Origin of the sequence: Pseudomonas sp. FW305-25 (genome assembly GCF_017351415.1) — a bacterium.
Lineage (GTDB): Bacteria > Pseudomonadota > Gammaproteobacteria > Pseudomonadales > Pseudomonadaceae > Aquipseudomonas > Aquipseudomonas chlororaphis.
Map to the genome: position 1 here is coordinate 97,818 of NZ_JACNDE010000009.1, position 14,844 is coordinate 112,661.

Sequence of the window (14,844 nt, forward strand, 5' to 3'; positions counted from 1 at the left end):
GACGGGGGGCATTCGTTCCGATGTAGCCGCTGCCGCAGGCTGCGATCGAGCGGAACGCTCGCGGCGATCTCAGGTGCATGAGCGCCTTCGGCGCTATCGCAGCCTGCGGCAGCGGCTACAGTTGATGAGTGTTCGCCCTTCCACCGGATCGAAGCCTCGGCTAAGGTGCGCGACTTCCTTTTTCTCTTGCTCAAAGGCCCGGCATGACTGCAACGAACAACGACCCGCTGCACGGCGTTACCCTGGAACAGATCCTCAAGGCGCTGGTGGAACACTACGAATGGCAGGGGTTGGCCGAGCGCATCGATATCCGTTGCTTCAAGAGCGACCCGAGCATCAAGTCGAGCCTGACCTTCTTGCGCAAGACGCCCTGGGCGCGGGAGAAAGTCGAGCAGCTGTACGTGAAATTGCAGCGCACCAAACGCCCGCTCTAAGGACCTTCGATGGCTGTCGAGCCGGTTTTTCCTTCAGGCGGCAAACGGCTGTTCACCGCGCTGGCCGCGTTGCTCGGCTGGTTGGGGCTGACGATCCAGCTGTACCTGATCCTCCATCTGCGCTGGACAGTGGACGCCAGCCTGCTGGGCGGGCTGATCAACTTTTTCAGTTTCTTCACCGTGCTCACCAACACCCTGGTGGCGGTGGTGCTGACCTGCGCCTTGAACCTGCGCAGCTCGCGCGGGCAGCGGTTCTTTCTGCAACCCTGGGTCAGCAGCGGCATCGCGGTCAGCATTGTGGTGGTGGGGCTGGCGTACAGCCTGTTGCTGCGTCACCTGTGGCATCCCCAGGGCTGGCAGTTGGTGGCGGACGAGTTGCTGCACGACGTGATGCCGCTGCTGTTTCTCGTCTACTGGTGGTGCTGCGTGCCCAAGGGCCGCCTGGGGCTGCAACATGTCGCCGGGTGGATGCTCTACCCGCTGCTGTACTTCGCTTATGTGCTGCTGCGCGGGCACGTGCTGGGGCTGTATCCCTATCCTTTTGTCGACGTGGGCAAGCTGGGCTATGCGCAGGCGTTCGTGAATGCGCTGGGGATTCTGGCGGGGTTCGTGCTGGTGGCGCTGGGGATGGTCGGGCTGGATCGTTGGCTGGGGCGGCGCCGGGCTTGAGTATGCGGTGACTGGAAGGGCGTTATCGCGGGCAAGCCTCGCTCCTACGGAATTCAAGTGGAACACTGTCATTCATTTTCCGTAGGAGCGAGGCTTGCCCGCGAAAGACGGCAAAGCCGCCGCTTATTCTTCTTCGCTACTGTCCAGGCGCCAATAACCGGCGGCCTTGACGAACTCGTCGTCGAGCCGGTGCTCGTCCAGCAGCACCCGGCGAATCTGCCGCGAGACTTTGCTTTCCGTGGCCACCCAGGTGTACAGCTTGCCGCTGGGTACCTGCAGCTCGCGCACGGTGCCGATCAGGTCCTGCTGGCCGCCGTCGCGCTCGACCCAGATCACCTCGACCTGCGCCGCGCTCTGCAGCACCTGGCGCTCGGCGGCGTCCTGGATCTCGATCACCGCCAGCACCCGGCGCCCGGCCGGCAATTCTTCCAGGCGCCGGGCAATCGCCGGCAGCGCGGTTTCATCGCCGATCAGCAGGTAGCTGTCGAAGATGTCCGGCACGATCATCGAGCCGCGCGGCCCGCCGATATGCAGGAACTGACCGGGCTTGGCCTGCTCGGCCCAGGTCGAGGCAGGGCCGTCGCCGTGCAGCACGAAATCGATATCCAGTTCACCGATGTCCAGGTCGTAGCGCCGTGGCGTGTAGTCGCGCATGGCCGGCATCGCGCCGTTGTCCTTGCCCGGGCCCAGCACCAGGGTTTCCAGGGCCGCCTGCTGTTCGGCGTTCTGCGGGAACAGCAGCTTTATATGGTCGTCGCTGCCCAGGCTGATGAAACCGGCGAGTTCCGGCCCGCCCAGGGTGATGCGGCGCATGCGCGGGGTCAGGTCGACCACCCGCAGCACTTCCAGGCGGCGGCGTTTGATCTCGTGGCTGACCCGGTGAATCGATGGCGAAGTGTCTACGGTCATTCAGCTGACTCCTGAGCAGAAGGGTTGGCCGGGCCGTCGACGATGGCGCGGGCGGTGTTGTTCAGCAGGTCGCGGACGCGCAGGATTTCTTGCGGGTTCCAGCGGCCGTGGTGCATCTGCAGGGCGTGGCGCAGGTTGTGCACCGCCTCGTGGATTTCCGCCGGGCGATCGTGGCCGCGCAGCGAGCGCTTGCTGACGTCGATGCGCATGCGCACGCCATCCAGGGCAATCGCCTGGTCCTGTAAGGACAGACGGCCGGCCTCGGTCACGCTGTAGCGTTTTTTCCCGCCTTCGGCGTCGCCGCTGATCAGTTCGCTCTCTTCGAGGAAGGTCAGGGTTGGGTAGATCACGCCCGGGCTGGGGCTGTAGGCGCCATCGAACATGCCTTCGATCTGGCGGATCAGGTCGTAGCCGTGGCACGGCTGCTCGGCGATCAGCGCCAGCAACAGCAACTTCAGGTCGCCGGGTGCGAAGACCCGCGGGCCACGGCCGCCGCGTTCGCGCCCGGGGCGTTTTTCGAAACCGTCGTGGCCGTCGCCGTACTCACGGTGGGGGTGGTGGTGTTCTCTCATTTTCTCTTTCTCCTGTGCGATTAAGACATAACTTAAGATATATCTTAAAGGCTGCGCAAGTACTTCCGTGCTGGCCGCATCAGCCGTTTGTCGCAGAGGGGGAGAATCGAGACAGTCCGTAGCCGCTGCCGAGCTTGCGAGGCTGCGATCGAGGACGCAGTCCTCGCAAAACGGCCTCCGCAGTGATACCTGGAGCAACGGAGTTGCCCGGTTTGCGGCCGCTACGCAGTCGATCGCAGCCTCGCGGGCTCGGCAGCGGCTACAGGCGGCTAGTTGCGGGGGGAGGTTTCAGCGTTGGGCCAGGCTGCCCAGGCACTGGGTATTGCTGCCCGGTTGCAGGTACGGCGTGAGGATCGGCGCCATGCCCTTGAGCACCTGGACCGGCAAGGCCGAGGTGAACTTGAAGGCTTGCGCCGAGACGCCCGGCACATAGGCGGTCAGGGTGCCGAAGTGGTGTTCGCCGATGTAGAACACAAAGGTGGCGGTGCGGTTGATGGATTTCGAACTGAGGATCCGTCCGCCGGAGCCGATGGCCTCGATACGGTTGTCGCCGGTGCCGGTCTTGCCGCCCATGGCCAGCGGGGTGCCGTCGGCCAGCTTGAAGCTGCCGGAGAGGCGCTTGGCGGTACCGGCATCCACCACTTGCGACAGGGCGCCGCGCAGCGCCGTGGCCACTTCAGAAGGCATCACCCGCTTGCCCTCGGCCGGGTCGTTGACCAGCTTGGTTTCATACGGCGTATCGGCGGCGAAGTGCAGGCTGTCGATGCGCAGGGTCGGCATGCGCACGCCGTCGTTGAGAATGGTGCCGACCAGTTCGGCCAGCGCCGCGGGGCGATCGCCGGAACTGCCGATGGCGGTCGCCAGCGAGGGCACCAGGTGGTCGAACGGATAACCGACTTTCTGCCAGCGCTGATGAATGTCGAGGAACGCCTCGATCTCCAGCATGGTGCGGATGCGGCTGTCCCGCGCGCTCTTGTGCCGACTCTTGAACAGCCAGCTGTAGACCTCCTGGCGCTCGAATTCGCTGGCTTTGACGATCTCGCTGAACTTGGCGTCGGGGTGGTTCAGCAGGTAGCCGAGCAGCCACAGGTCCAGCGGGTGCACCTTGGCGATGTAGCCCTGGTCGGGCAGGTCGTAGGAACCGGGGCCGTAGCTGTAATAGAGCTTGTCCAGGCGTTCGTCGGTGAGTTTCTCGGTGAGCTTGGCGCCCTTGAGGTGCGAGCGCACGAAACTGTTGAAACTCTCCTGGCTGGCTTCCGGCAGCAGGTAGCGGTGCACGGCTGCCAGGCGAATCGGCGTCGGGTGCATGCTGTCGAGGAAGGTGTCCAGGCGCGCCTGGGTGTCCTTGTTGCGGTATTTCTTCCAGAACCGCAGGAGGAAAGAAGTGCCCTCGCGGTCGGCGAACTTGGCCAGGTATTCCTGGCGCCGCGGGTCGCCGTCGTCCTTGAGCAGGTTGGCGCTGTTGCTCGGGCCGGCGTAGGTGCTGTAGCGCACCAGGTCGCGCATCAGGCGGATGAAGGGCAGGTTGATCGACTCGCGCAGGGCGTCGCGCAGGGTCGGCATGCGGCCGTTGTCTTCCTTGCGGAAGTTATGAAAGGTGTGCAGCCCGCCGCCGGTGAAAAAACTCTCGCCGGGGCTGGCCGAGTATTTGCGGTCCAGAGCCGCCTCGAGCATTTTCGGCAGGCTGCGGTCGCTGTTCTGGATCAGGTAGTCCACGGCCCAGCGGCTCAGGCGGTCCTGTTCGGCGATCTCGACTTTCTTCAGCACCGCCGGGGTTTCGGCGCCGTACTGCTCGTACAGTTCGGCAATGATCTGCAGGTAGGTGGTCAGGACCCGCAGCTTGGCGGTGGAGCCCAGCTCCAGCTTGCTGCCTTCGTTGATGTCGAAGGGCTGGTCGGTACTGTCGGTCTGGACCCGCACCCGCGAACCGTCCGGCGTCAGCTCGAGCAGGGTGAAGCTGTAGCGCACCTGGGTGGTGCTGGTCGGCGTCAGCAGGCGTTCGCCGAGCAGGCCGATCTCGGCGGCGAACACCGGGTCGGCCAGGTGCTTGAGGTACTCGGTGGCCTGGCGTTGCAGGTCGCTTTGCAGGGTGCTGGTGGCGGACAGGTCGAGGCGATCGAGGTCGTACAGCGGCCGGTTGAGCAAGCCGGCCAGGCGACTGCGGGCGACGCTGATGCCCTTGTTGGTTTCGATCGGCTGGATCGTCGGTTGCTGCACCCAGTCGCGGAAGGTGGCCTTGCTGGCCAGGGCGGCGGCCGACAGCGGCGCATCGATCACGCCATTCTGGGTCAGCACGCGGATATGGCTGTCGGTGAGTTCGGCCAGTTCCCGGCGGCCCTTGGACAGGTAATGCGAAGGCCGGCGCTGGGCGATCATCAACGACAGCACCTGGCGCAGGGCCAGGCCGCGTTGCGCCAGGCTCTGCGGATCGCTGGCGGTGCTCGCCAGCTGCTCGTTGACCTGGGCGAAGTCGGCGCCGTACCAGACCCGCAGCCCTTCGGCCATGCCATGCACTTCACCGTGGCCGGGCACGGCCGACAGCGGCACGCTGTTGAGGTAGTCGCGAATGATGCGCCGCCGGGCCTCGAGGGTCTGCTGGCCGCCCTGGTAGGCACGCACGCTGGCGGAAATCATCTGCCGGATCTTTTCCGCGCCGGACACGGTCAGGCCGTCCGGCGAGTGCCGGTACTTTTCCAGCTGGGTCGCCAGGGTACTGCCGCCCGCCGTCTGCCCTGGCAAGTGCAGGAGCTTGGCCACTTGCGACCAGGCGGCCTTGGCGAAGCGCGGCCAGTCCACCGCCGGGTTGGCCAGGGGCTGGTCGGGGTCGAGCAACTCGCGGTTCTCGATGAACAGCAGGCTGCGCACCATCACCGGCGGGATGGCGGCAAAGTTCGAATAGAGCTGCTGCGGGTACTTGAATTGATAGAGCGGCGCCGCGCGGCAATCGGTGATCGACAGCCCGGCCTGAATCTTCTCGGTATAGGGGACGAAGAAGCCGTTTTCGCTGTAGTTCATCAAGGCGGGGGAGAAGCGGGTCTGGGCCTCCACCACGTAACCGCGCTTGAGCAGGCGCGCCAGGAAATCATCGAGGGCGCTGTAGCCCAGGCGCTTGTCGAAGGGCCCGGCGCCGGGGTAGACGATGGCATCGCTGGGGCCGGGCGCTACGGAATAGCTCAGGTCCGCGGCGAACTTGCTGAGCTCGCGCGCCTGCAGTTTCGAGGTGCGCATTTCCTTGGACGCGGCAAAGCCCAGGGCGATCAGCGCCATCAGCAGCAATAGCCAGAACAGCCGCCACCAAAGCCGGCTTGAATGGGATTTCTCAGGGATAGGCGCTTCTTCCACGCGATCAGTTGGCACTACTTTTTTACTCGAATCGGTCTGTCGCAAAGCACCCATAGTCGACTGATCCATTCACGCAGATTGATCGGACTTGTCTGAAGCTTAGACGGTGGTAGGCAATGGTGAAAAATTTGTGCGCGACCTGAAAGCATTCATCTCCCCCTGTAGGAGCGAGCTTGCTCGCGATGGTCGTCAACGATGGCTCGGTGTATCCAAAGCATCGCGGCGCCCTTGGGTTTATCGCGAGCAAGCTCGCTCCTACGGGGCATGGGGCGAGGCGAAAGAAGCTTGAGATAGAGCCATCGCGACCAGTAAATAGGTCCTAGGTAGGGGCATGACGCTGCACCATGGCTGTGCAATACTCGGCGCCGTTCAAAAATGACAAACGGCGAAAATTCCAGGTAATGCCACTCGGTAAAACCCGAAAATACCGAGATTTCTCTCTAAATTTAGCTGTTTATAGAGTGAAAAAGCCTGTCGTCAGCTTTTTATACTGCACACCCCACTGATCTTGCAGGATTTGTCCTACAAGACGTGTCGGCCCACAAGGTCGATCCGATCTGGTTGGCACGGGTTATCCGTCCGTGCCTCACAGACTCGGTGGCTCATATCCAATAACAAGATGAGGTTGTATCCCTATGCCAGTTGGCAACCACCTGCCCCAAGGCGAGACCGCTCAAGGCGGCCCGCTGAAACGCGAACTCGGCGAACGGCATATTCGCTTGATGGCGCTTGGCGCCTGTATCGGCGTCGGCCTGTTCCTCGGTTCGGCCAAGGCCATCGAAATGGCCGGCCCGGCCATCATGCTGTCCTACATTCTCGGCGGCCTGGCGATTCTGGTGATCATGCGCGCCCTCGGCGAGATGGCCGTGCATAACCCGGTCGCGGGTTCCTTCAGCCGTTACGCGCAAGACTACCTCGGCCCGCTGGCGGGCTTTCTCACCGGCTGGAACTACTGGTTCCTGTGGCTGGTGACCTGTGTCGCGGAAATCACCGCGGTGGCGGTCTACATGGGCATCTGGTTCCCCGATGTGCCGCGCTGGATCTGGGCCCTGGCGGCCCTGGTGAGCATGGGCTCGATCAACCTGATCGCGGTCAAGGCCTTCGGTGAGTTCGAGTTCTGGTTCGCCCTGATCAAGATCGTCACCATCATCGCCATGGTCATCGGCGGCGTCGGCATCATTGCCTTCGGTTTCGGCAATGACGGCGTGGCGCTGGGCATCTCCAACCTGTGGACCCACGGCGGTTTCATGCCTAACGGCGTGACCGGCGTGCTGATGTCCCTGCAGATGGTGATGTTTGCCTACCTGGGCGTGGAGATGATCGGCCTCACCGCCGGTGAAGCGCGCAACCCGCAGAAGACCATTCCCAACGCCATCGGCTCGGTGTTCTGGCGCATCCTGCTGTTCTATGTGGGCGCGCTGTTCGTGATCCTGTCGATCTACCCGTGGAACGAAATCGGCACCCAGGGCAGCCCGTTCGTGATGACCTTCGAGCGCCTGGGCATCAAGACCGCCGCCGGCATCATCAACTTCGTGGTGATCACCGCCGCGCTGTCGTCCTGCAACGGTGGCATTTTCAGCACCGGGCGCATGCTCTACAGCCTGGCGCAGAACGGCCAGGCCCCGGCCGGTTTCGCCAAGACCTCGAACAACGGCGTGCCGCGTCGCGCGCTGCTGCTGTCGATCTTCGCCTTGCTGCTCGGCGTGCTGCTCAACTACCTGGTGCCGGAGAAAGTGTTCGTCTGGGTGACCTCCATCGCCACCTTCGGTGCGATCTGGACCTGGGTGATGATCCTCCTGGCCCAGCTCAAGTTCCGCAAAGGCCTGAGCGCCTCGGAACGTGCCGGCCTGAAGTACCGCATGTGGCTGTACCCGGTCAGCTCCTACCTGGCCCTGGCGTTCCTGGTGCTGGTGGTGGGGCTGATGGCCTACTTCCCGGACACCCGCGTGGCGCTGTATGTGGGGCCGGCGTTCCTGGTGCTGCTGACGGCGTTGTTCTACCTGTTCAAGCTGCAACCGAACAATGCCCAACAGGGCGCGGTGCGTTCGGCGTCGTAACGCCATCAGGCGATAAAACCAAAAGCCCCGGTCAGTGACCGGGGCTTTTTTATGCGGGCGCTGTTTCTGCGGTTCCGGGTTTTAGTGTTGCAACCGCCCGTTCACCGCAGCCCGGTGAACGGTCAGCTCCCCAACAGCCCTGTGGTGTCCGCATCGAACGCCGCTTTCGCTTGTTGCGCGGCGGGCGCCAGCAGGGCCAGCAACGCGGCCTCGCTGTACAGCTTGGTGCTCGCCAGGTGCTTGGGCGTTGGTTCGATCGGGATCAGCACGTCTTCATCGTTGGCGTGCAGCCAGATCGCCGCGACATGCAGCGCCGAGACAAACAACACGCGCAGTTCAAAGGTCCGGCCTTTGAGGTGCGGCGCCTTTTCCGCCAGGTTCAGCGCATTGACCGTGGCCGACGCCAGGGCGCCGTGGTTCAGCGACGAGAACTCGACCTGGCCGGCGACTTCCGCCAGTTGCGCGTCGGCAATCGAGACTCCGTCGCTGAATACCAGGTAATGCCAGTCCCCCAGCGTGGCCTGCTGCAGGCCTTTGCCCTGGGCCAGGTCTTCCAGGCTCAGCGAGTAGCCGCGGTAGGGCTCGGACAGGCTCACTTTACTGGCGGTGGCCTGGGCGAACTGGCGGTTGACGCCGAAGCCTTTGCTCTGCAGGGCCGCCTGGAGAGCCGGGCGCAGTACCTGAGCGCCGTTGGCGGGTGCCTTGGGATAAGTCAGTTGCATGCTGCCCTCCTTAGTTTTTCCGGGTGAAGTAGGTGGTGGTCCAGTTACCGCCGCCGTTGTACGAACGGGGGAAGGTGTTCAGGGCACGGGTCGAATAGCCGTAGATGGAATCCGCAATCAGCAGGTAGCTGCCGTTGGTGCCATAGATCGCCAGAAAGTGCGCGCCGCCGCCAAACCAGGCACAGCGCAGGCCAACGGGGCGTCCCATGTTGATCTGGTTGTCGATGGCCGACAGTTGGATCGAACCCTGGCTCATGCCACCAAAACTGCGGGTGGTGCGCAGGGCCGAGTCCAGGTAGCCATACACGTTGCATGGCCCTGGCTGGTTGCAGCAGGAATTGCGCCCCAGTTCAGTGTTGGCGACCCCGCATTGAGTCCAGGAACCGGTGCGGTAAAAGTTGCCGACCGAGGCCGACAGCGCGGCCCAGCACCAGTTGGTCTGGGTTTGCTGCTGAATGCTGAAGTTGAGGCTGGCGGCCAGGGCGGCGTGTTCCGCGCTGTCGTCGACTTCGCTCAGTCCGGCGTTGAGCAGGGTACCGACCAGGCACTGTGGCAGTGCCTCGGCAGGACCTGTGCGGGTAAAGGGTGTGTCTTCAAGGGTTAACATTTTCATCCTCCATGAGTGAAAACAAGCGTCCAGCTTGTGTCGTTGTTGCGTGTGGCGATGCAGCGTTTTTCGCAAGCCCGTGACCGGCCTGTAGGGTTCGCCATCCTCGATGGCCTGCTCCGGTCGGGCTCAGGGGTAACCTTAGTCGTTATATGCATTTGTGCAAGTTTAAATATGCATTGATGCAATTATTTGTGGGTAGGCAATCAGGCCAGAGAAGGCCTGGGAGGGGGCTTGCACGACAACGGCCCATGCAGGCCGGCTTGGATGCCACACGTCTGAAAGACCGCCGGATCAGCGATTTCGCCAATCGATGGGCAGAAAAACCTGCCATACAAGTTGAGCAACATTCAACGCGGGAGAGTCACCAATGAGACTCTTATGGAAGGGAATCTCCAGATACACGGTGATCGGCATCGCCAACACCTTTATCCACTGGCTGGTGTTCTTTTTGCTGAGCCTGGTGGTCGGCCTCAGCCAGGCGCTCAGCAACCTGGCGGCCTTTTGCGTCGCGGCGTCGTTTTCTTTCTATATGAATGCGCGCTTCACCTTCGCCGCCAGGGCCTCGGTCGGCGGTTATCTGCTGTTTCTGGGGGGCATGGGGGCGCTGAGCCTGGGTGTCGGGCATGCCGGGGATGTGTGGCGGCTGCCCGGCTTGCTGACGGTGCTGGTGTTTTCCGCCCTGAGCCTGGTGGCGGGTTTTCTGTTCGCCAAGTACCTGGTGTTCCGCGAGTGTGAACGATGAAGATCTCGCTGATCGTTCCGGTCTTCAATGAAGAGCAGGCCATCGGCCTGTTTTACCAGGCGGTGCGTCGCGAGTTGCGGTTCGAGCAGGGCGAAGTCGAGATCGTGTTTATCAACGACGGCAGTTCCGACCGCACGGCCGAAGAGGTCAAGGCCCTGGCGCAGATGGACGAGCAGGTGCTGTTGATCAACTTTTCACGCAACTTCGGCAAGGAGCCGGCGTTGTTCGCCGGGTTGGAGCACGCCAGCGGCGATGCGGTGATTCCCATGGACGTCGACCTGCAGGACCCGATCAGCGTCATCCCGCGGCTGATCGAGGAATGGCAGAAGGGCGCCGATGTGGTCCTCGCCAAACGCCGCAGGCGCACGGCCGACAGTTTTCTCAGGCGCAGCAGCGCGGCGTTGTTCTACCACCTGCTGAACCGTATCGCCTACACCCGGATCGAGGAAAACGTCGGCGACTTCCGGCTGATGGATCGCAAGGTGGTCGATGTGATCCGGACCCTGCCGGAGCATCAGCTGTTCATGAAGGGCGTCCTGTCGTGGGCCGGGTTCACCACGGTGGTGGTGGAATACGAGCGCGCCGGACGGGTGGCGGGCAAGAGCAAGTTCAATGGCTGGAAACTGTGGAACCTGGCACTGGAAGGCATCACCTCGTTCAGCACCGTGCCGTTGCGCTTGTGGACCTACATCGGTGGCGGCATCTCGATTTTCGCCGTGCTCTACGCGGTGTACATGGTCCTGGACAAGATCTTCTTCGGCAACAGCGTGCCCGGCTACCCTTCGTTGATGACCGCCATTCTGTTTCTCGGCGGCGTGCAGTTGATCGGCATCGGCATCCTCGGCGAGTACGTCGGCCGTATCTATATCGAGGCCAAGCATCGGCCGCGCTACGTGATCAAGGACGTCATCGGCGGCAAAGACCGCCTGGGGCTCTAGCATGGACAGAATGGGCAGCTTGCTCAGCGGGGAACTCGGGCGTCGCCAGGCCTGGCTGTTTTTTCTGTGCGCCACCTTGTTGTATGTGCTGCCGCTGATCCTCGCGGACTTTCCCTATATCGATGACAACTGGCGCTCGCTGTCGGCCGGCACCGCCTGGACGGAGCAGGGGCGGCTGTTTACCGAGCTGTTCTACAACGCCCTGACCTTCAGCCATGCTGCGCCAAACATCTTTCCCTTGCCGCTGCTGATCGCCACGGTCGCCATGGCCGCGGCCTTGACCAGCCTGACGTTCCATTACTACCCGCAGCCGACGGCGGCCTGCTGCCTGGTGCTGTTGCCGCTCTGGTACAACCCGTTCTTTCTGCAGAACCTGTCGTATCAATACGACGGCCCGGCCATGGCCTTGAGCCTGGTGGCGGTGATCTACGCCATCACCTATCGCAACCCGTACCGCGTGCTGCAATGGCTGGTGCCGGCCTTGCTGGTGGCGCTTGCCATTGGGCTGTATCAGATCAGCATCAATGTGTTCCTGGGCCTGTGTTGCCTGGAGGTGATCCGCGGCGCTAATGACAAGAGCGCCTGGCCGCGCTGGTGGGAAACGATCGGCTGGAAGATCGCCCAGGCGGCCCTGGGCTGGATGATCTATTGCGTCACCGCCTACCCCTTCATGGAACAGACCCGCACCTTGCTGCTGAATTGGTCGGCGCAGCCCTTGCTGCAACTGCAAGTCAACATCGCCAGGGTGCTGGAAAAAGTCGTGCTGCTGTTTCACGGCGGGCTCGGCTGGGTGTTCGCCGCGCTGGCGCTGTGCGCCCTGGCCGGTTGTGTGCGGCTGGCGGCGAACCTGTTCCAGCGGCCGGACAGCGGCCTGAAGAAAGTCGTGATGGCCCTGGTCTGCCTACTGGCATTGCCGCTGGTGCTTGTGCTGGTGTCGGGGATCGCGCTGTTTTTCCGCGACTTCAATGAAGGCGCCCGGACCTTGATGGGCTTCGCGGTGTTGTGGGTGCTGCTGTTCTATCTGAGCCACCTGGCGTTGGCGGCGCTGCATGAGCGCTTGCCGCTGCTGCTGATGGTGCCGCTGCTGGCGATGCTGTCGCTGTCGTTCGCCTATGGCCGGGTGCTGACGGTGCAGAAAACCCTGGTGGCCAGCGCGCTGTCGAGCCTTGAGCGCGACATCACCAGCCACCGGCCGTTGCGCGAGGCCAAGCGCATCTATATGTCGGTGACCTATTCCGATCACTGGCTGCTGGCGGCTGCGGGCTCGTTCAAGCAGATGCCGGTGCTGCACTACCTGCTGAACATCGACTTCTTCATGCTGGCCGAGAACCTGCCCAAGGTGGGTATTACCAACGTGGTCGCGGAAAGGGAGCGGCGCAATGCGACCCTGGTCGGTTACCAGGGCTATCCACCGCTGGTGGACAGCCGCTACTACCGGATCTATCTGCTGGGCGATTACGGTTTTATCGTCATGAAGGAACCGGCGCCGATCAAGACGTTGCACTGGTGAGGCGCCGGGCTTATCCGCTGGATCAGAACTGATCCATCAGCAGCACACGGCATTCCCTGGCCTGGAAGGCGTTGATCCGGGGCACCAGGCGGGTGAAGTGCTCGGTCTGGCAATGGGCCTCGAGCGCCGCGCGGTCTGGCCATTGTTCGATAAAGATGAAGTGCCCCAGGTCTTGCTGGTCGACGAACAGGTCGTAGGCGATGCAGTCCGGCTCCTGGCGGGTTTTCTCCACCAGTTCGGCGTACCAGGGGCGCACGGTGTCGAGGTGTTCGGGCTTGATGAAATCTTCGGCGATGACTTTGAGCACTTGGGTTGCATCCTTTGCATGATGGATAGCGCCCCGCCGTTGCGGCGGGGCGCCGAGGGTGGCCGGTCAGGCCGCGGCTTCGCTGTTGGGCTCGAAGCTGTCGGCGCGCGCCAGCTGCCACATGCGCGAATAGAACTCGCCGCTGACCGCGCCGGTGAGCAGTTCGCCGGGCTTGAGGAACACATGCAGCTGCGAGAACAGCTTGATTTCGGTGGCCGACATGCGCCGTACCAGGTGCTTGGCTTCCAGTTGCGACGGGTGATTCAGCCCGGCGGCGGCGAGCATTTCGGCCAGGGCCTTGAGGGTGTTGCGGTGGAAACTGAACACCCGTTGCGCCTTGTCCGGCACCACCAGCGCGCGCTGGCGCAGGTTGTCCTGGGTGGCGACGCCGGTCGGGCATTTGTTGGTGTGGCAGCTTTGCGACTGGATGCAGCCGATGGCGAACATGAAGCCGCGTGCCGAGTTGGCCCAGTCGGCGCCGATGGCCAGCACACTGGCGATGTCGAAGGCGCTGACGATCTTGCCGCTGGCGCCGAGCTTGATCTTGTCGCGCAGGTTCAGGCCCACCAGGGTGTTGTGCACGAACAGCAGGCCTTCGCGCATCGGCGCGCCGATGTGGTCGGTGAACTCCACCGGTGCCGCGCCGGTGCCGCCTTCCTTGCCGTCGACCACGATGAAGTCGGGGAGGATGCCGGTCTCCAGCATGGCCTTGGCGATGCCCATGAACTCCCACGGGTGGCCGAGGCAGAACTTGAAGCCTACGGGCTTGCCGCCGGACAGCTCACGCAGCTGCTGGATGAAATGCATCATTTCGATCGGCGTGGAAAAGGCGCTGTGGCTCGATGGCGAGATGCAGTCCTCGCCCATGCGGATGCCGCGGGTATCGGCGATTTCCTGGGTCACCTTGTGCTTGGGCAGGATGCCGCCGTGGCCGGGCTTGGCGCCCTGGCTCATCTTGATTTCGATCATCCGCACCTGCGGGTTCTGCGCCTGCACGGCGAAGCGCTCCGGGTCGAAATGGCCGTCGCTGGTGCGGCAGCCGAAGTAGCCGCTGCCCAGTTCCCAGGTCAGGTCGCCACCGTTTTCCCGGTGGTAGGGGCTGATGCTGCCTTCGCCGGTGTCATGGGCGAAGTTGCCGAGCTTGGCGCCCTGGTTGAGGGCACGGATGGCGTTGGCGCTGAGGGAGCCGAAGCTCATGGCCGAGATGTTGAACACTGAGGCCGAATAGGGCTGCTTGCACTGCGGGCCGCCGACCGTGACGCGGAAGGTGCTCGGGTCGCTCAGGGGCGCCGGGCGCATGGAGTGGCCGATGAATTCGAAACCCGACTGGTAGACGTCGATCAGGGTGCCGAACGGCTTGTCGGCGCTTTCGTTCTTGGCCCGCGAATAGACCAGCGAGCGCTGGGCCCGGGAGAAGGGCAGGGCGTCGCTGTCGGATTCCAGTAGGTACTGGCGGATTTCCGGGCGGATACCTTCTACCAGGTAGCGGATATTGCCCAGGATCGGGTAGTTGCGGCGCACCGCATGGGGGCTTTGCAGCAGGTCGAAAATGCCCAGCAGGCTGAGCAGGAAGGTGACCAGGGTGAATGGCCAGAGCCAGTCATGTTCGAGAAAGGGCAAGCTGGCGAGGGTGAAAATCACGCAGGCAGCAAAGAAGGCGTAGCGGCTCAGGAGGGACAGGCTCATACGGTTTCCTTGGTTCGGACTCTATAGATTTCGTTTTTGGGTACTCATTCTTCTTGTGTGGCCAACGATCTTGTTGTTGTAGAGAACGGCTGTGGCGCAGCCAGTGTGCGCACATGGCAGCTTCAGGCGTCAGGCAGTGCGCGCCTGGAGAAAAATCGAAAACAGTTCGGACTGGGACTTGATGCCCCGCTTGCCGTAGATGTGTTTCTTATGGACGTTCACGGTTTCGGCAAAGGTTTGCAGCTTACGAGCGATCTCCTTGCGGGAGCAACCGCTGAGCATCAGGTGTCCGCCCTGGTGCCAGGTGTTGATGAGGGCGATAGACGATTTGCTGCTTTCCTTATTG

General features: G+C 62.9%; 13 protein-coding genes and 1 pseudogene. 6 read left to right on the forward strand and 8 right to left on the reverse strand.

Going from position 1 to position 14,844, the window contains the following annotated elements; all coding sequences use genetic code 11:
- Positions 1-203: 203 nt before the first annotated feature.
- Both J4E58_RS11335 and J4E58_RS11340 read left to right on the forward strand, forming a co-directional pair.
- Positions 204-434, forward strand: a complete 231-nt coding sequence (locus tag J4E58_RS11335) for a VF530 family DNA-binding protein (protein ID WP_007923118.1) — start codon at positions 204-206, stop codon at positions 432-434.
- 9 nt (positions 435-443) lie between these two features.
- Entirely contained in the window at positions 444-1,103 is a 660-nt protein-coding gene (locus J4E58_RS11340; RefSeq protein WP_087090091.1) for a Pr6Pr family membrane protein, read from the forward strand.
- Between the two features lie 123 nt (positions 1,104-1,226).
- Here the strand turns inward: J4E58_RS11340 and J4E58_RS11345 are convergent, their stop codons facing one another.
- The 3 genes from J4E58_RS11345 to J4E58_RS11355 form a co-directional block, all read right to left on the reverse strand.
- A complete protein-coding gene (locus J4E58_RS11345) occupies positions 1,227-2,012 on the reverse strand; it encodes a siderophore-interacting protein (protein ID WP_087090093.1) in 786 nt (261 codons plus the stop codon).
- The gene (locus J4E58_RS11350; RefSeq protein ID WP_007923131.1) at positions 2,009-2,584 is read right to left on the reverse strand and encodes a PadR family transcriptional regulator; all 576 of its coding nucleotides are present in this window, start codon (positions 2,582-2,584) and stop codon (positions 2,009-2,011) included. Before J4E58_RS11350 ends, J4E58_RS11345 begins: the two co-directional genes overlap by 4 nt.
- Positions 2,585-2,872: 288 nt before the next feature.
- Positions 2,873-5,980 (reverse strand): transglycosylase domain-containing protein, encoded by a 3,108-nt coding sequence (locus J4E58_RS11355; RefSeq protein ID WP_087090095.1) that lies wholly within the window; start codon positions 5,978-5,980, stop codon positions 2,873-2,875.
- A 581-nt stretch (positions 5,981-6,561) separates the two neighbouring features.
- Between J4E58_RS11355 and J4E58_RS11360 the strand changes: the two genes are divergently transcribed.
- Positions 6,562-7,983, forward strand: a complete 1,422-nt coding sequence (locus tag J4E58_RS11360) for an amino acid permease (protein WP_007923136.1) — start codon at positions 6,562-6,564, stop codon at positions 7,981-7,983.
- A gap of 122 nt (positions 7,984-8,105) precedes the next feature.
- Here the strand turns inward: J4E58_RS11360 and J4E58_RS11365 are convergent, their stop codons facing one another.
- The gene (locus J4E58_RS11365) at positions 8,106-8,705 is read right to left on the reverse strand and encodes a hypothetical protein (RefSeq protein ID WP_053262478.1); all 600 of its coding nucleotides are present in this window, start codon (positions 8,703-8,705) and stop codon (positions 8,106-8,108) included.
- A 10-nt stretch (positions 8,706-8,715) separates the two neighbouring features.
- Positions 8,716-9,312 (reverse strand): papain-like cysteine protease family protein, encoded by a 597-nt coding sequence (locus tag J4E58_RS11370; protein ID WP_087090097.1) that lies wholly within the window; start codon positions 9,310-9,312, stop codon positions 8,716-8,718.
- Between the two features lie 370 nt (positions 9,313-9,682).
- Here J4E58_RS11370 and J4E58_RS11375 point away from each other — a divergent pair, with 370 nt between their 5' ends.
- The 3 genes from J4E58_RS11375 to J4E58_RS11385 are packed head-to-tail and all read left to right on the forward strand — an operon-like array spanning position 9,683 to position 12,505.
- Positions 9,683-10,057: a GtrA family protein gene (locus J4E58_RS11375; protein ID WP_053262476.1), complete on the forward strand. Its 375-nt coding sequence runs from the start codon at positions 9,683-9,685 to the stop codon at positions 10,055-10,057.
- Positions 10,054-10,995, forward strand: coding sequence for a glycosyltransferase family 2 protein (locus tag J4E58_RS11380; protein ID WP_053262475.1), 942 nt, complete (start codon positions 10,054-10,056; stop codon positions 10,993-10,995). Before J4E58_RS11375 ends, J4E58_RS11380 begins: the two co-directional genes overlap by 4 nt.
- A gap of 1 nt (position 10,996) precedes the next feature.
- Positions 10,997-12,505 (forward strand): glucosyltransferase domain-containing protein, encoded by a 1,509-nt coding sequence (locus tag J4E58_RS11385; protein WP_087090099.1) that lies wholly within the window; start codon positions 10,997-10,999, stop codon positions 12,503-12,505.
- A 22-nt stretch (positions 12,506-12,527) separates the two neighbouring features.
- Here the strand turns inward: J4E58_RS11385 and J4E58_RS11390 are convergent, their stop codons facing one another.
- From J4E58_RS11390 to J4E58_RS11400, 3 genes and pseudogenes are all read right to left on the reverse strand, one after another.
- Complete coding sequence (locus tag J4E58_RS11390; protein ID WP_087090101.1) at positions 12,528-12,812, reverse strand: putative quinol monooxygenase; 285 nt, start codon at positions 12,810-12,812, stop codon at positions 12,528-12,530.
- Between the two features lie 66 nt (positions 12,813-12,878).
- A complete protein-coding gene (locus tag J4E58_RS11395) occupies positions 12,879-14,498 on the reverse strand; it encodes an FMN-binding glutamate synthase family protein (protein WP_053262473.1) in 1,620 nt (539 codons plus the stop codon).
- Positions 14,499-14,627: 129 nt separating this feature from the next.
- Positions 14,628-14,789 (reverse strand): annotated as a pseudogene (locus tag J4E58_RS11400) (LuxR C-terminal-related transcriptional regulator); the annotation flags it as partial.
- Between the last annotated feature and the right edge of the window lie 55 nt (positions 14,790-14,844).